General features: G+C 58.1%; 19 protein-coding genes. 10 read left to right on the top strand and 9 right to left on the bottom strand.

The window, feature by feature from the left end; genetic code table 11:
- Positions 1-173: 173 nt before the first annotated feature.
- From ABD842_RS02305 to ABD842_RS02295, 3 genes are all read right to left on the bottom strand, one after another.
- Positions 174-938 carry a carboxypeptidase-like regulatory domain-containing protein gene (locus ABD842_RS02305; protein WP_345109491.1) on the bottom strand — a complete coding sequence of 255 codons (765 nt, stop codon included), beginning with the start codon at positions 936-938 and terminating at the stop codon, positions 174-176.
- A gap of 618 nt (positions 939-1556) precedes the next feature.
- Complete coding sequence (locus ABD842_RS02300; RefSeq protein ID WP_345109488.1) at positions 1557-2021, bottom strand: hypothetical protein; 465 nt, start codon at positions 2019-2021, stop codon at positions 1557-1559.
- A 162-nt stretch (positions 2022-2183) separates the two neighbouring features.
- Positions 2184-2540, bottom strand: coding sequence for an immunity 8 family protein (locus tag ABD842_RS02295; RefSeq protein WP_345109485.1), 357 nt, complete (start codon positions 2538-2540; stop codon positions 2184-2186).
- A gap of 159 nt (positions 2541-2699) precedes the next feature.
- Here ABD842_RS02295 and ABD842_RS02290 point away from each other — a divergent pair, with 159 nt between their 5' ends.
- From ABD842_RS02290 to ABD842_RS02270, 5 genes are all read left to right on the top strand, one after another.
- Positions 2700-2966, top strand: a complete 267-nt coding sequence (locus tag ABD842_RS02290) for a hypothetical protein (RefSeq protein ID WP_345109483.1) — start codon at positions 2700-2702, stop codon at positions 2964-2966.
- Between the two features lie 424 nt (positions 2967-3390).
- Positions 3391-3744, top strand: a complete 354-nt coding sequence (locus tag ABD842_RS02285; protein WP_345109480.1) for a helix-turn-helix domain-containing protein — start codon at positions 3391-3393, stop codon at positions 3742-3744.
- 78 nt (positions 3745-3822) lie between these two features.
- Positions 3823-4272, top strand: coding sequence for a hypothetical protein (locus ABD842_RS02280; RefSeq protein ID WP_345109478.1), 450 nt, complete (start codon positions 3823-3825; stop codon positions 4270-4272).
- Positions 4273-4400: 128 nt separating this feature from the next.
- Positions 4401-4901: a DNA-binding protein gene (locus ABD842_RS02275; protein ID WP_345109475.1), complete on the top strand. Its 501-nt coding sequence runs from the start codon at positions 4401-4403 to the stop codon at positions 4899-4901.
- Positions 4902-4934: 33 nt separating this feature from the next.
- Complete coding sequence (locus tag ABD842_RS02270) at positions 4935-5450, top strand: hypothetical protein (RefSeq protein WP_345109472.1); 516 nt, start codon at positions 4935-4937, stop codon at positions 5448-5450.
- Between the two features lie 113 nt (positions 5451-5563).
- Here the strand turns inward: ABD842_RS02270 and ABD842_RS02265 are convergent, their stop codons facing one another.
- The 4 genes from ABD842_RS02265 to ABD842_RS02250 are packed head-to-tail and all read right to left on the bottom strand — an operon-like array spanning position 5564 to position 7414.
- Positions 5564-5794 (bottom strand): hypothetical protein, encoded by a 231-nt coding sequence (locus ABD842_RS02265; protein ID WP_345109469.1) that lies wholly within the window; start codon positions 5792-5794, stop codon positions 5564-5566.
- A 4-nt stretch (positions 5795-5798) separates the two neighbouring features.
- Positions 5799-6251 (bottom strand): PIN domain-containing protein, encoded by a 453-nt coding sequence (locus ABD842_RS02260; RefSeq protein ID WP_345109466.1) that lies wholly within the window; start codon positions 6249-6251, stop codon positions 5799-5801.
- Positions 6193-6417, bottom strand: coding sequence for a hypothetical protein (locus tag ABD842_RS02255; protein WP_345109464.1), 225 nt, complete (start codon positions 6415-6417; stop codon positions 6193-6195). The genes ABD842_RS02260 and ABD842_RS02255 overlap by 59 nt, the downstream gene beginning before the upstream one ends.
- Before the next feature lie 22 nt (positions 6418-6439).
- A complete protein-coding gene (locus ABD842_RS02250; protein WP_345109462.1) occupies positions 6440-7414 on the bottom strand; it encodes a replication initiation protein in 975 nt (324 codons plus the stop codon).
- 510 nt (positions 7415-7924) lie between these two features.
- Here ABD842_RS02250 and ABD842_RS02245 point away from each other — a divergent pair.
- Positions 7925-8197, top strand: coding sequence for a hypothetical protein (locus ABD842_RS02245; protein WP_345109459.1), 273 nt, complete (start codon positions 7925-7927; stop codon positions 8195-8197).
- Here the strand turns inward: ABD842_RS02245 and ABD842_RS02240 are convergent.
- Entirely contained in the window at positions 8194-8406 is a 213-nt protein-coding gene (locus ABD842_RS02240) for a hypothetical protein (protein WP_345109457.1), read from the bottom strand. The genes ABD842_RS02245 and ABD842_RS02240 overlap by 4 nt on opposite strands.
- 593 nt (positions 8407-8999) lie before the next feature.
- Here ABD842_RS02240 and mobC point away from each other — a divergent pair.
- From mobC to ABD842_RS02220, 4 genes are all read left to right on the top strand, one after another.
- On the top strand, positions 9000-9401 hold the full coding sequence (mobC, locus tag ABD842_RS21150; protein WP_425553136.1) for a plasmid mobilization relaxosome protein MobC: 402 nt from the start codon (positions 9000-9002) through the stop codon (positions 9399-9401).
- The gene (locus ABD842_RS02230) at positions 9394-11205 is read left to right on the top strand and encodes a relaxase/mobilization nuclease domain-containing protein (protein ID WP_345109452.1); all 1812 of its coding nucleotides are present in this window, start codon (positions 9394-9396) and stop codon (positions 11203-11205) included. The genes mobC and ABD842_RS02230 overlap by 8 nt, the downstream gene beginning before the upstream one ends.
- A gap of 617 nt (positions 11206-11822) precedes the next feature.
- A complete protein-coding gene (locus tag ABD842_RS02225; protein ID WP_345109450.1) occupies positions 11823-12761 on the top strand; it encodes a DUF3667 domain-containing protein in 939 nt (312 codons plus the stop codon).
- An 84-nt stretch (positions 12762-12845) separates the two neighbouring features.
- Positions 12846-13055 (top strand): hypothetical protein, encoded by a 210-nt coding sequence (locus tag ABD842_RS02220; RefSeq protein ID WP_345109448.1) that lies wholly within the window; start codon positions 12846-12848, stop codon positions 13053-13055.
- Between the two features lie 146 nt (positions 13056-13201).
- Here ABD842_RS02220 and ABD842_RS02215 read toward each other — a convergent pair whose 3' ends face one another.
- Positions 13202-13804, bottom strand: a complete 603-nt coding sequence (locus tag ABD842_RS02215; RefSeq protein ID WP_345109446.1) for a phosphatase PAP2 family protein — start codon at positions 13802-13804, stop codon at positions 13202-13204.
- Between the last annotated feature and the right edge of the window lie 594 nt (positions 13805-14398).

Below are 14398 nucleotides of genomic sequence, written 5' to 3'. Positions count from 1 at the left end.
TTTCGTAAACGTTGATTCGTAGACGGGTTTCGTAAACTCCCCCGGCCCTGCAGTGGCCCACTGGCACCTGGTGCTGGACAGCTGCCAGGAGTTGACGGAAAGGAGCGTTCAAGTAAAGGGCCCAACTGGCAAAAAGGGCCATCCGGGCCGTTTGCGCTGCGGGGCCCCGGTGGTTAGAACGACAGGTTGCTGAAGGTGCCGGACGTGAGGGTGCGCGTGCCGGTGGTGCCCGTGCCGCGGGGCTGGGCCACGGCGGTGAACGTGCCCCACACCCGGCGCGGGTTGGCGCTTACCGCCGTGATGGTGACGTAGCCAGAGCCCGCCGCCAGCGTGGTGTTCCACTCGGCGAAGTTGCTGCCCGCGGCCTCCATCACCGTGATTTCCGAGGTGCTGCCCACTCCGCCGAAGGAGTAGGTGCGCGGGCCGGTCGGTACTTGGTCCAGGCTGATGGACACGGTGCGGCTGCTGCTGGAACCCTGGAGGACCAACGAGCCGGCCAAGACGTTGGCCGAGACCAGGGTGGCGGTGGCGGGGGCGCCGCCGACGGTGTAGGCGAAGCCGCTGCCCGAGCCCCCCAGCACGCTCACGGTGACCGTAACCGGCGCGGCAGTAACCGTCTCGCCGGCCGCGACGGTTACGGTTTGCGGGGCCGGCGTGGCGAAGCCCGCGGCCGGTGTGTAGCTCAGCGTGTAGGTGCCGGGGGCCAGGGCGGCGAAGGCGTAGACGCCGCTGGCGTTGGGGGTGGCCGTAGCCGTGGTGGCCGGGGTACCGCCGCTGGTGGCCGTGACAGTGGTCACGGCGTTGGCCGGGGAAATCTGCCCGTTCACCATGCCGGTGGTGGGGGCCGGGTCTTTCTTCTTGTCGCCGCCGCACGCCGTCAGCAGCAAGGATGTGGCGGCGAAAAACGCCACCAAGAGAAAGTGGAAGAGGTGCTGCATGCGGGAGACAAAAAGGGGGCGCGGTAGGAAAGCCGCGAAGATAGGGGTTGCGTTAGTAGTTGGACAAAGAATTACGGTAAGGCGGTAAAGCAGGAGAAATCGGCCTTCCACTTCAAGCACTGAAGCTCCAACTTGAGCGAAGCAATCTGCCAAGAGTAGCCTGGAGTAGCAGGGCGTTTTGACTGGTAAGTAGACGTGGTTCCTAGTACCAGAAAGCGGTAAAAAGAGCCTAGTAGGTACTTTGATTGCCGCTATGAGTTTCGGGTACCAGGTTTTGGCGGGCTGGCAGCCTTAATGATGTCGTAAGTAGGTGGTACCCGAAATCCCTCCTTTTCGTGAACGGCCGGAATCAGCCCGGCACCTGGTGTCCAGCTGGCCCCAATAGAGTCGGGCGAGTTTAAGAAACTCGTCTACGATTCAAAGTTTAGGAAACTGGCCAAGTAGGGGTAGCGTTAGTAATTGGACCAAGAATTACGGTAAGCATACAAAAGCTTGAGGGACAGTACTTTTTGGATGTTACTCAACTTGCCTTCTCTCCAATTTGCCTTGGCTAATAGGCTGCTCCATCTTCTATGTATCCTCGCGCTGAACGAAATCAAGAGGCACAAAAACGAGGGATTAATACGCTCCGTAATCGTTGTTGAGGCATCGAAGGGATTTGACCGGCACCTCCACCAAGTGGCCCTGTGCGCTGAATCCCCAGGCGCGCAGCGGATAGGGCAGGTAACGTTTCTCAGCGGCAGGCACCCGTTGGTACAGCACGAAGTACTGGCGGGGCTTGCCTGTGGCCGCCGAGCAGTACGTGATGTCTACCTGACGCCGGGGCGCGGCCACGCGCAGGTGCACCGTGTCCGCGATTTCAAACCGAGCCCGGGCCGTGCGGGGGGAAAGGCGCCGTTCAAACGCCAGGACGAGTTGGCCGTTTTGGCACGCGGCCTGGGTCTTGGCGTAGCACGAGAGCCCGTTGCCGCTTTCCAGCATGAGGGCCCCGCGGCAGGTAAAATACCCCGGCAGCACGATGCGAGGCGAGCGGGGCGTGCCGGATGTAAGGAAAAAGAGCGGCAGCAGCAACCAAGAGCGCATGGGCAGGGAAAAAGTAAACGCCGACCGACAACCGGCTCCGGCAGGGACGCGCAAGGTAGGGGGCTCCTTGCCCAATCGGATGAAGCGTCAAATGCAGCAGCAGCGTGTTCAAGCAAACGATCCGAAGTAAGGCAAACGCTTCGTTTGGTGAAACGAGGGTAATTAGGGACGATAGTCTTCAAACTCCCACCGGGCTACCTGACCAATCTTCTGGGCCAATTGGTCCCATGTTTCGGCTTCCAGCGAGTGCACGTACTTGGTCAGCGATGCCAGGATGCTGGCGAAATCGTATTCCTTCACCAGCAGGTAATGGCGCAGCAGGTAGCACTTGTCCCCCGGATACTGGGTTCGCAGGAACTCCGAGGTCACGACCATGATTTCAAAGTTGTCGGTCCCCGTCCCGCCCACTGGGCCAATGGCTAGGGTTAGGGAGAATGCAAATACCAACGGATCCTCGGGGTAATACGTGTGGAGGTCTTCCACTTCATCGGAATCGTAGCTCTTGATTGTCGCACGCATTGGATAAGGACTATTGGAGGGCTGCTAGAAGTTTACAAAAACGGTAGCAAGGTAAACGAGCATTAGGTTCAAGCCGAGCAAATCGCCAGCAGGACCGCGTGGTGTTGGCCCAAACGGCCTAACTTTAACGGCCTGCTGGCTGCTACTTCCCGCCTTTCCATGACCCGCTTTATTTCTGCCGAGGGCGCCTTGGCCCTCGCTCCCACGCCATTAGTCCCCCCGGCCTGCCTGAACTGCGGCGGCCCGGTGCCCGGCCATTTTTGCGGTCACTGCGGGCAGGACGCGCACACCCACCGCTACACGCTGGGCCACGTGCTGCACGAGATTCCGCACACGGTGCTGCACGTCGACAAAGGCCTGCTCTACACCGCCAAGGAACTGGTGTTGCGGCCGGCCCCCACCCTGCGGAGCTTTGGCCTTGGTTAAAAGTTTGGTCCAGAAGTCGCATTTGGCAGCTAGCAGACTTGCAATGCGTACCGGAAAGCCAGCAGAAGTGCCTAAAAGGTACTTTGATTGGGTAAACCTGTTTCGGATACCGCTTTTTTGCCAGGTGAGAGCCTGAGTTGACGATATGCTCACTGGTACCCGAAAAGGGCCGTTTTCGTGCCTCTGTTGCTGTTTTCCATGTCCAAGCGCAGGTCAAATGCGACTTTTGGACCAAACTTTTAACCAAGGCCCAGTCGGCGGCAATACAGGTATTTTCTTCGCAATATGGAATTTAATTCCGGATTGCGTATATTTACTGTATGGCTATGATTGTCATTGAGGAGAAGACCATCACGGGTTACGGCCGCAAGAACGCCCAAGTGTGGGGTTGTATTTCTTTCCTTTTGTTCTAACCCCCAAGCCCGTGACCTTGACCACCGAAGCCGAGCACAAAGCCGCCGTGAAGGAATTCCGGACGCTGGCCACCGACGAAGCCGCAAACCACGCCCGCCTGCTGGTGCTGCGCGACGCCATCCACGTCTTTGAGGAAGCCAGCGGCCACAACCCCGGCCCTCCCACGACGGTAGCGGGTCGGTTGCAGGTGGAGATGTTCAAGCGCGGCCTGAAGCAGAAGCAGCTCGCGCAGCTGCTGGAAGTAGGCGAGTCGCGCCTGAGCGAGGTGCTGCGCGGCCGACGTCCGGCCAACGGTGACTTTCTGCGCCGCATGTACAAGAAGTTGGGCATCCCAGCCGAAGAGGTGTTGGAACTGACTGCTTAAATAGGAGGATAAGCGGGTGTTTGGGACCTATTAAACGCGGCCATGACGATTCAAAACGAGGCAGAGTACCGGGTGGGAATGAGCCGCTTGGAATCCTTGGGTAGCACCGACCCCGCTAATTTGGCGGAAATGGAGGCATTGGGCCACGCGCTGGAAGCCTACGAAGACCGTCAGGGCCACGCCCCCAGCGCCCGAATCCAGCTAGCGGCCCAGGGAGCCGAGCACGGCCCCGGCTACGACCCCCGCACCGACCACTTGCGGCCGGTCATCGACTTTTTGCTGGCCAAGGGCAACCGCCCGTCGCACTGGTGGCACGAGGATGGGTTCTGGTTTGACCAGGGTGGGGTGCTGCACTACACCTTTACCGACCCCATCGACGCGGCCGAGCTGCGTGAGCATTTTGCCTTTCCGCCCTCGATTACGCTCAGCGACGACGGAACGATAAAGGACGGGCCGAACTACTTTGATATCTCCTACGACCGACCCGCTAAACCCTTTTCGTTTGAGCTGCCGCAAACTGGTTCTTAATACTTCTATTGGCGTTAATGACTTGACTGGTCAACGATTAGTCAGTGACTAGTCAAGCGCTGGTTAAGCATGACTAGTCAGAAGTTGCAGACCGTTTACTTTGTAGCTTCTGACTAGTCACTGCCCCGATGGACAACACTGCTACATTTTTAACCATAAAGCAAGCAGCTCAGCAGGTTAACAAGTCTGAGCAGACTATCCGGCGACTAGTCAAACAACACGCGAAGACTAGTCATATCCAGGTCGAACAGACCCCCAAAGGCAACACGTATCTGATTAGTCAGACGTTTCTCGCGCAGCAGTACCCCAGCCAAACCGAGTTGTTGCCGATGCTCCCGGAGCCAGTCCAGGTGCCCCAGGTCGCCGAGCTGCAACGGCAACTGGAGGAACGCGACCAAACCATCCAGCAGCTGCAACACCGCCTGCTGGAGCAGAACGACGTGCTGAACGCGCTGACTAGTCAGATGAATAGTCAACGCATCGGACGCATTGAGGAACTGCTACTTAGCCAGAACGAGCAGTTAGGCGAGCTGCAAAAGCGACTGCCCGAGCCGGGCGAGGCTCCGCTGGTGTTGCCCGCGCCGGAGCCGGCCAAACCAGGCTTCTGGCAGCGGCTACTTGGCAAGTAGGTTCGTAAACAAATAGGGCAAATCCTCCGACTCATGGACGCCGCTGATACCCTCATTCTGGTGGAATACCAGCCGCGCCACTGGCGGGTGATGTACCCCACCGTCGTCTTGCAGCACGAGGCCTTGTTTCAGCAGGGGAAAGCCCTGCACACAGCCGCGCCGCTGGAAGCCGAGCGCATCTACCGGCAGGTCATGGCCGCATGCGGCGAGTTGCACCTGGACGCGGTTTCCCACTTGGGCATCCTGCTCAACAACCGGACGCCCGGCCTGGGCACCACCTATCTGGCGCAGGCATTTCTACGGGCGCGGCTGATTTTCCCCGATGCGTTCGAGGAAGGCCGGGACTTTCTCTTGTATGAGTCCACCGGCAACGGGTTCGTGCTCACGGCCTACTACGTGATGGGGCTGGAACTGCAAAAAGTGAAGCGCTGGGCCGAGGCGCTGGCCCTGTTCGAGTTTCTGGTGCAGGTCAATCCGAAAGACAACCACGGGGCCGGCCGCTGGATTGGGCCGCTGAAGGAGCGCCTGGCGGCTGAAGCCTCCCGCTAGGGCTTAGCGTGTAAATCCGCCCGATTGGAAGAGAAGCCCCCGCCTAGGCGTCGCGTTCCTGTCGGTTCCAACGCTCGCGCTATCCCTAGTCAGGTGACTAATCAGGTGATTAGTCAACGCAGTAAGTCATCTGGCAATGAGTGGGTTTGGTGTTGCCCCAGCCGGTCGCGTTCGAGGGCGGCCCGCAGGCGGGCAGCGTTGGCAGGGGAAGACAGCAGGTGCGCGGTTTCGTCCAGAGCGGCGGCTTTCGCCGCCTGGCCCCGGAGCGTGACAAAGGGCAGGCTGCGCAGCAGCTCCAGCATGAAGGCGGCCCGATGCTCCGGTACTTCCAGCGTGATTCTCATGGGGCTACAGGGCTTCTTTGACCAGGGCCAGGCCCAGGGCGGGAAGGTGGTCAAAGTCGTTGTCGGCCGTGTGCAACGGCAGGTCCAGGTAGAGCGCCGTGGCCGCAATCCAGAGGTCGTTCTTGCCCATGTTGCGGGCGCTCATGCCGGCCGGCAGCGGCTGGCCGCGCAGCTTGCCTTGGCTATACGCGTCGAGGCGGGCATACAAGCTGGCCAGCTCGGGCACGAAGCCCACCAGGGGGTAGCGTTCGAGCAGCTGCCGCAGGAAGGCTACTTTCTGGTAGCCCCAATCGGCTTTGAGGGCGAAGGCTTCCAGTTCCCCCACCACGGCAAAGGGCAGCACCGCCCGCAGCGGCAACAGTTGCTGCCGGCGCAGGTGAGCGATGACGACGTTCGTATCAAAGACCACGCGCAGCAGCGGCACGCTCTTCGCGCAGTAGGTCGTCCATGCGGGCATTTTCCTCGGCGGTGAAGCCCAGGTCGGGGATGGGCAGCGCCTGCGTCGGGGCGACCGTGTCCAGGAAGTGCTGCACCCCCCAGCGCTTGATGTCGGCCGGGGAGTAGTAGGTGAGCTGCCCCCACCGGAGCGGGGGAATGGTTTCGGGAACCGTGGAAGCAATCATAAGGGTAAAATGAGGGTGGGAGCTATTGGGTAGGGCCGGCGTCGAACAGCGGGCCGTTTGCGGGCTTTTTAAAGCCCAATACGGTGAGTAGCAAGCCCGACAGCGAACGTGTCTTGGCGTGTTTGCCCGTTTTTACGTCGTGGGCAAACTTGTTGCAGGCGGCGACGCGCGCGGGGCTGGCTAGAATCTGGTCCACCAGGGCGGGCGTGACGATGCTGAGTTGGCTGAGCAGTCGGCGGGCGTTGTCCACCTGGTGCGCGGCCAGGCCGGGGGCCTCGTCCGGTAGCACCCCAAACGTCAATGGCAGGGCCACCGCTTGCGGCTTAATCGTGAAAACGATGTTTTTGAAGCCCCGACCCACTTTTTCCAGCTTGTAGCCAATCAGCAAATCCGTCTTTTCATTGATTTGCTTCACGGCCACGTCGAGTACATTTCGCCTGAACATTGAAATTTCCGTGTACTCTTCACGGCCCTTGCTGTCAGCTAGGCCCAGGGTTCTCTTTAGCTCAATGATAGCCGTTTTCTTGGTTTCGCCCTTGTCTTTCCACTGGCTGCAAATGATGTAAATCCGTTTGGCGTGTTTGCTGGTCAGGCTTAGGGCTGCCTGCACCTGAAACGAGGTGAAGTTGTTTTTGAGGTCGAACAGATATTGGGTAGCATACTCGTTGAATTCCAACTCAATAATTCCCGTTCCCAGAATATAGTCAATCCGCTTAAACAAGATGAGTTGCCGAAATACCTCACGACCGTTGTGTACCGTGTTTATCTCGTGAACGCGGCTCATCATCTCCTTTGTGGATTCGCGTAACTGTTTGTAATTGTATTGATTACCAGTTAACTCTTCCATCTCGGGGACCGTTATCTGATACACCGCGTCAGGAGCATCTTTCCGCAGCTTGGAGAGCAGCACCAGGAATATATTGGATTGCGTTTCCGTGTATTCGTAACGAGCGTTGGTCAGCGCATTGTGTTGACGTACCTCCAGGTCGGAATTCATAGTTAGGAGCTTGATAACAAGGGCAAAGTTAGCAAAGGCGAACAATAATAAAAAACACTTCTCTAAGGTTGTTCGGTTTCACTTATAATCTGTTCGGGTTTCACTTATAATCTGTTCGGGTTAGACCCTATTTTGGCTTATAATCTGTTCGGTTTCACTTATAATCTGTTCGCCCTCACTTATAATCTGTTCGGATTAGGCCTTGCAAATATTTGTTTTTCAATAAGTTGCAAAGCCCTCAAATAGCAAATAGAGTTACAAATAGAAAATACACAATTGTGTTGTCACTAAAAAAAAGGCTTTTAGAGTGTGGATAACTCGATTCGGCCCGAGCGGCGCAGCCCAAACAAAACAACAAAGTCCTAGAAGCCAGTAATTTGCGCTCATTTCATAAACCATATATAATTGGTAATCAATAGTTTATAAAACACAAAAGACGAGCTTATGTACTGCTTTGGGCTGGGGAGTGCTGGACTTGTGCCAGCCGCCCCAAGTGCCGTATTTTGTCTCATGGCCGACCATACTTTCCGCTTAAAAAACACTCCTCTGGGCAACCTGGTCGTCAAGTTCTACCAAGTGGAGCCCTACAGCGAAGAAGCATTTGCGCAAGTGTGCGTGCGCGACTTCTGGCTCACCACCGCCCCGGGTTCAGGCAGCACCTGGTCCCTGGCCATTTATCAGGGACCCGTCGCAGACAACCCCGTCTTACCTGAGGCCATTGCCCAGCTGCACGCCCGCTGCCCCGCGTGCAACGGTCTGCGCATCGAGCGGGCCGGGGGCTAAATGCTTTTTTCGCCGTCGCGGTAGCGCTTGCGGACTTCGGCCCGGTGGTCGTCGCGCCAGGCCTGCACGATGTTGGCCAGCAGGTCGGTCAGGCTGACGTCCACACCCGGCAGGTTGACGACCGTGGCCAGGGCGCGGTGCAGCTCGACGGGCAGGTACACGCTTTGCTTCTTGGTGGCCTCCTTCGCGGGGGTGGTGAAATAGGCCAAATCTCGCCGCTCAGGCGACGCGGAGGCGGCGGAGGCACTCGGGGCTGGTTGCGTTGATTCGGGGGCTACAGAGACCGCCAGAGTAGCCGGGACAGAGGCAGCCGGTGCGGGCGGTTGTTGACCAAGTGTTGCAGGAGATGGGGCCGGCGTTTGAGGGGTTGCCGGTTGCGGCTGGCTGATGTTTTTGATGAAGTCAGCGACCTCCGGGTTGGGCTTGTTTTCAGTCATGATGATACGGTGGCAAGAGAAAGAAAGTAGCTATTTTAAGCTTCTAACGAGGATAATGTATCGGATGTTCAGCTATGTGCTTTCCGCATTTTGCTGTTATATACTTCTAAAATAACAAAGCTAACCAGCTAAACAAATAAAGCTTAAAAGCTAAATAATTATCAAGCTAAGCAGCTATGCGTCTGTACTCGGTTAGCTATTTAGCTGTTCTGGTGTAGTAGCTAGAGAAGATAAGTAGCACTAGACCCAGCCGAATCCCTGATGCCCCCTTTGCCGTATGTGCTATAGGAACGGAGCAAGACGTGTTGATAGTGCCTATCAACGTCTTGCTTTTTGCTCCTATCGTCGCAAAAAGACCCTAACGCATGGACGCTACCCCTACCCAATCACCGATTACCAAACGCCCCCGCGTGGGCAAGTCTCGGGGCGGTCGCAAAGAACTTCCCGAAGCCGAAAAGCGGACGAAGCGCATTGTACTGCACGTCACGGAGGCGACATACGCGGAGTTGCAAGCACAGTCAAAAGCAAGTGGCCGGCCGATAGCGGTGTTGGTTCGGGCCATGACGCGGCCCCAACGCCGGGTGCTGACGCCGGAGCAATTCGGGGTGCTACGGCAACTCGCGGGCATGGCCAATAACCTGAACCAACTGGCCAAGCGCGGGCACCAGGACGGGTTTGGAGCCGTGGCCGACCAGGCGCTTGCGGCCGCTGATCAGGTGAGTCAGCTGCTCGATTCGTTCACCCAAGAGGCCGGCGCGGATGATTAGCCGGACGGTCATCGGCCGCAGCTTCGGGGGGCTGGCGCGCTACCTGGTGGAGGGGCACAAGGGCCAGGACGCCGACAAGCAAGCCGAGCTATTGGGTTCGGCCGGGGTGCGCACGGACACCGTGGCGCACATGGTGGCTGACTTCAACTTGGGCCGGCAGCTGCACCCGGAGTTGGGCAAGGCCGTGTGGCATACCTCGCTCAGCTTTAACCCCGACGACGCGGCCAGGCTGACGGGCGAGAAGATGCGCGAGATAGCCGAGGACTACATGCAGGAGATGAAACTAACGGGGACGCAGTACGCCATCATCCGGCACCGCGACCGGCCCGGCCACGAGCACGTCCACATCATTGCCAACCGGGTGGCCGACGACGGGCACACCATCAGCGACAGCAACAGCTTTTTGCGGTCGAAGACGGCGCTCACCAAACTGATTGAGCGGCACGAGCTGACCCCGCCCCAAGGGTTGCGGGTGGAGAAGCAGCACCCCGAGCACTTGGAAGGGGTGGACAAAGCCAAGCAGGAGGTAAAGGACGCGTTGCACCAGGCGCTGGCCACGGCCCCATACCGGCCGGCGCTGCTGGCCGCGTTGCGGGCGGAAAAGATTAGCGCCCAGGAGTTCACCAACAAGGCCGGGGTGGTCACCGGTATCAGCTTTGAGAAGGACGGACACTCTTTTAAGGGCTCCGCCATTGCGCGGGGGTACAGTCTGGCCGGCATCGAAAAGCAGTTGGCCGCGAATCAACTCGCCCAACAGGCCGAAAAAGCCCGTCAGCAAGCCGCGCAGGAGGCTGCGGCCCAGGAGCAGCGGCAAGCAGCGGCGCAGCTCGCCGCCCAACGGCAGGCAGCCGAACAGCAAGCGGCCCAGCGCCAGGAAGCCGAGCGCCAAGCCGCGCAGGCGGCAAAAGGGCCGGAGCTACCGGCCGTCGAGCGCAAATGGCAGGCGGACTACCAGGTGTATGCCGCCAACCTGGCCCAGCAAAATGCCCCCATTCAGGCCCGTAACAAGATTATCGACTCCTATAGCACCTACTTGCAAAAGCATCCGAACGAGGCAGGAATCGCCGTCGTGGTGCAGGCCATGAAGGGCGACCCGCGCACGGCGGTACTGAAGGCCGAGCTGGACCGTCAGGTGGCGGCCCGGGCGACGCACGTGAAGCAGTGGGCCGACAGCTACGGCCAGCAAGCGGCGCTGGAAAAACAGGCAGAAGGGGGCTTTTTTGGCAAAAACGCGGCCTCTCGGGAAGCGGAGGAAAAGCTGAAGTTCCTCACCGAAAAGGACCGGCCGCTGCCCGGTCTGCTGGCCCCGGCCCTGCTCGAATTTGCTCGCGCCGCGAAAGCAGCGGACCGCCCGGCCCCGGCCGTGGGGTTTGAGGCCCGCGCCTATTACCAGCCCGAGCACGCGGGCCTGAGCCTGACGGAGTACGCCGCCAAGCGCGAGGCCGAACGACAACTGGTGGTGCGCGTGCAGGAGCCGGTAGGCGACAGTCAGGCCGCCGGCCGCGCCGATGCTTTGCAGCGCAGCTTGACGAGTAAAGGCGCCACCGTGTCAGTGAGTGATGCCGTTGATGCCCAAGGTAATCGAGTAATTGAGCTAGCCGTGCAGTACAGTATGCAGCAGCCCCGCCACGAATTGAAAGACATCAGCGTGACGCTGGATTGGGCCGCCGAACGGAAAGGATATGAGGTGCAGGAGCGCGAGGCCGACCGGGCGCAGCGCCAGGCCCCCGGCCAGCGGGAGGCGCAGCAGGTGAAATCTCGCACCCAAGGGCCGCGTCGGGACCAGAGCACGGGAATAGCGTAGGTATTTCCAGTGTTAGCCAATAGTAGCCCTCACCCATTATCGGCCTTGGTTAAAAGTTTGGTCCAAAAGTTAATTGGCAAACTTGTCAACAGTCATTTTTGCACGGATAGAGGTACTGACCAAGCGTTTCCCCAGCGAGAAATATGCCTTTAAAGCAAACTGGTGACCATCGGGGGCGTTAAAGTACAGTTTTCCAGTCTCATAGGCTGAGTTGTTTGTACTTTGATTGCTGAACAAGTTTTCTGTAACAAATTGGCCTGTTTTTCATCCAATGTGCCCAATGGCAGATGGTCTGCAAAATTGTACAGAAATAGAGATATTTGACTGAACAAACAGCTCCGGTACCCTCTGAATGCAGGATTCTAGCCGATATGTGCCACGTTTGGAAGCACCTCGTTTAACTTCTGTACCAAACTTTTAACCGAGGCCAATAATCCCTTTACATAAGATTGCTTATAGCGCCCACCTTGGAAAAGTGGTGATTTTCGGACCTGTTTTGGGACGCGGCCGGCGTGGCATTTTCCCGGTCCATAGCTTCATTATCCAATCCTTGGCGCGCCGCTGCCGATATTGCGGTACCAGACACTTCCCGGCCTTCCTTCTACCATTCAGCGCTTATGTCCTTCGACTACTCCTTGCACCTGACGGCGGCGGTGGCGGCCGAGGCCTTGGAATCGGCCCCGGGTAGCGGCCCGCCTGCCCAGCACGCCTGCCTGGACTGCGGCGCGGCCCTGACCGACCGGTTCTGCGCCCACTGCGGGCAGCCGGCCGACACCCACCGCATCACCCTGAAGCACCTGCTGTTGCACGACCTGCCCCACTCCGTCTGGCACGTGGACAAGGGCTTGGCCTTTACCTTCTGGCAGATGCTGACGCGCCCCGGCCTCACCATCCGCGGGTACTTGGCCGGGCAGCGCACCCGGCAGTTCCGCCCCGTGAGCTACCTGCTACTGCTGATGGGCCTGTCGGCCCTGGTCTTTTCGGCCTTTCAAACCAACCTGCAACAGGCCGTGCAGGCCGCGCTTGCCGCGCAGTCCGCGGGGGCGGGTTCGCCCCCGGCGGCGCTGATGGCGGTGGTGATGGAGCGCTACCTCTCCATTGGCATAAAGCACCCGTCCCTGGTACAGCTGGTACTCCTGCCGCTCAACGCCCTGGTGGCGTGGCGGCTGCTGCGGCGGGCGGGCTACAACTACGCCGAGGTGCTGCTGGCCAACGCCTTCATCGTAGGCACCTTCACCGTTCTCAACCTGGTCATCGTGCTGCCCGCGCTGCTGGTGGGCAATTCGGCATTTATGCTGCTGGCTTCGAAGGGCGCTTTTATCGTGACGCTGGTGTACACGCTCTGGGTGAACGCGCAACTGCTGCTGGCCGCCCCCGCGCTCACAGCGGCGCGGCGCTACGGCCGGGCACTGGGCATTTTCCTGCTGCAAATCGGGGTGCTGGTGCTGGCGGCGGCGACGTGCATGGCCGTGCTCACGTTCCAGGTACAGCGCGAGCGGCCCGATTTGAGGCTCCACACAGCGCCGAAAAAGTTGCCGACGGCCGCTATGCGCTAGCTGTCCAAAACGACAGTCTCTATTAGGGGTTGCGTTAATAACCAGACCGATTTTTTCCCACGACACGACCGACTGCGAATCCCTATGAAAAACCCATCCCGCGCCTTCTACTTTGTTGCCACCTTGTGCCTGCTCTTGGCCTTGGGCGGAGTCTTCATGGCGGGCTACTATTCCGGCCGCAACGACTTCTTGGCGGAGCTGGGGCTGGGGCTGAGCTTTGTGGGCGCGCTCTCGCTCATCTTCGCCTCTGTTGCATATAAAAAACAAAAGGGCAACCCAGCCAATCCGCGCTAAGAAGACACGTAGGAATTACGGCCTAGTGCCGTGCAGATGGGCTTGCCCGCTTCGGTTCACTGAAACGGTGGCTCAAGTAAGGCAGAGGTCGTTTTACATGCTGTAAACGACCGTTTATAGAACGTAAAATGCTTGCGCTAAGCTTTCTAGTTAGCCAATTTCTTAGGCAGAATCTTGTGATACACTAGATTACAAGCCAAGCCAACGCCCCTAAATAATTCAGCCCAGGCAATAACCACCCAGCTGGAAAACCACACATCCGAGACATAATGCTGGTCGAGGATGAGCCGCCCAATACCGATAATGCCAGGTATGACCAACAACCAGCTACGATAACGTGGAAAGACGACCGCAAAAGGCCAGAATAAGCTAAAAATCAGGGTTACGTGGGCCGAGGGAAAGGAGTCGTTGTTAGGTCCAGCCTGCCAAAAACCTAGCCCATCATAACCCTTTTCAAATAGGACTTCTGGCCGCAAACGATGCGTGGCCATCTTAAGTAGATTCGCACTTATCTGGCTGGCTGTATGAGTCAGAAGTAACAGTAGAAAGACACTTCCCCATTGACGGCGCAGGCCGATACGTATCAGCAGGAAGGCGGCTAAGGACCCAATAAACAGCAGTGGTAGACCCTTGATAGGCCATACCAAAACCGCGTAGGCTTCCTCGCATAGGTTGGTACAGGTTGAGAAGAAGGGTCCCGCGCCGGTCAGATACCGATGGCTGAACCAAGCGAGTGGCTGGTCCAGCAAGAGAATCAGTAGAAAACAGCCGAGCAACGTACTGGCTGTGAAGGGTGTTGTTAAACAAATAGGGCAAAACCTCCGACTCAGGATTATAACTGCCTTATTTTCCTGATTAGCGCCCTGTTGGACAATATGTTATCCAGTATGTGGCCGGAACGATAGTCTTAACGTTCGTTTTCGCTAGCTTCTTTCGATGGCTTTAAGGGGCGTGTAAAACCATCATCCCTCGCTACTCTTACGAGGTATTTGTGCCTTATCGGTAGCATTCAAGCTGCTTAGCTTCCGAGTTGGAGGTTTTTCCCTATTTGTTTGACAACACCCTGTGAACCACAAAAAAGAGCGCAGAGGCATGCAAGAAAACTAAATTGTCCGGCAAAATACGTCCCGCCATTGAGGTCAAGCACATTCCTGTAGTTTGCCTTAGCAAAGTACCACGTTTAGCCGACAGGGGCAGTGGGGCAAAAAAACGCACTGATTCCGAGGCCCCGCTTATAACATACATTATGTTATTCGACTATTCCCAGACGAAGGCCCGGCTTTTGGTACTTCCCCACTGCCCCAAAAATCCTGTTTGCCCAGGCCCGGGAAGGTGTCTGGTTT

Origin of the sequence: Hymenobacter algoricola, from assembly GCF_039539525.1 — a bacterium.
GTDB lineage: Bacteria > Bacteroidota > Bacteroidia > Cytophagales > Hymenobacteraceae > Hymenobacter > Hymenobacter algoricola.
Note: the sequence above shows the minus strand (reverse complement) of the source record. Positions and strands in the feature narration are given on the sequence as shown.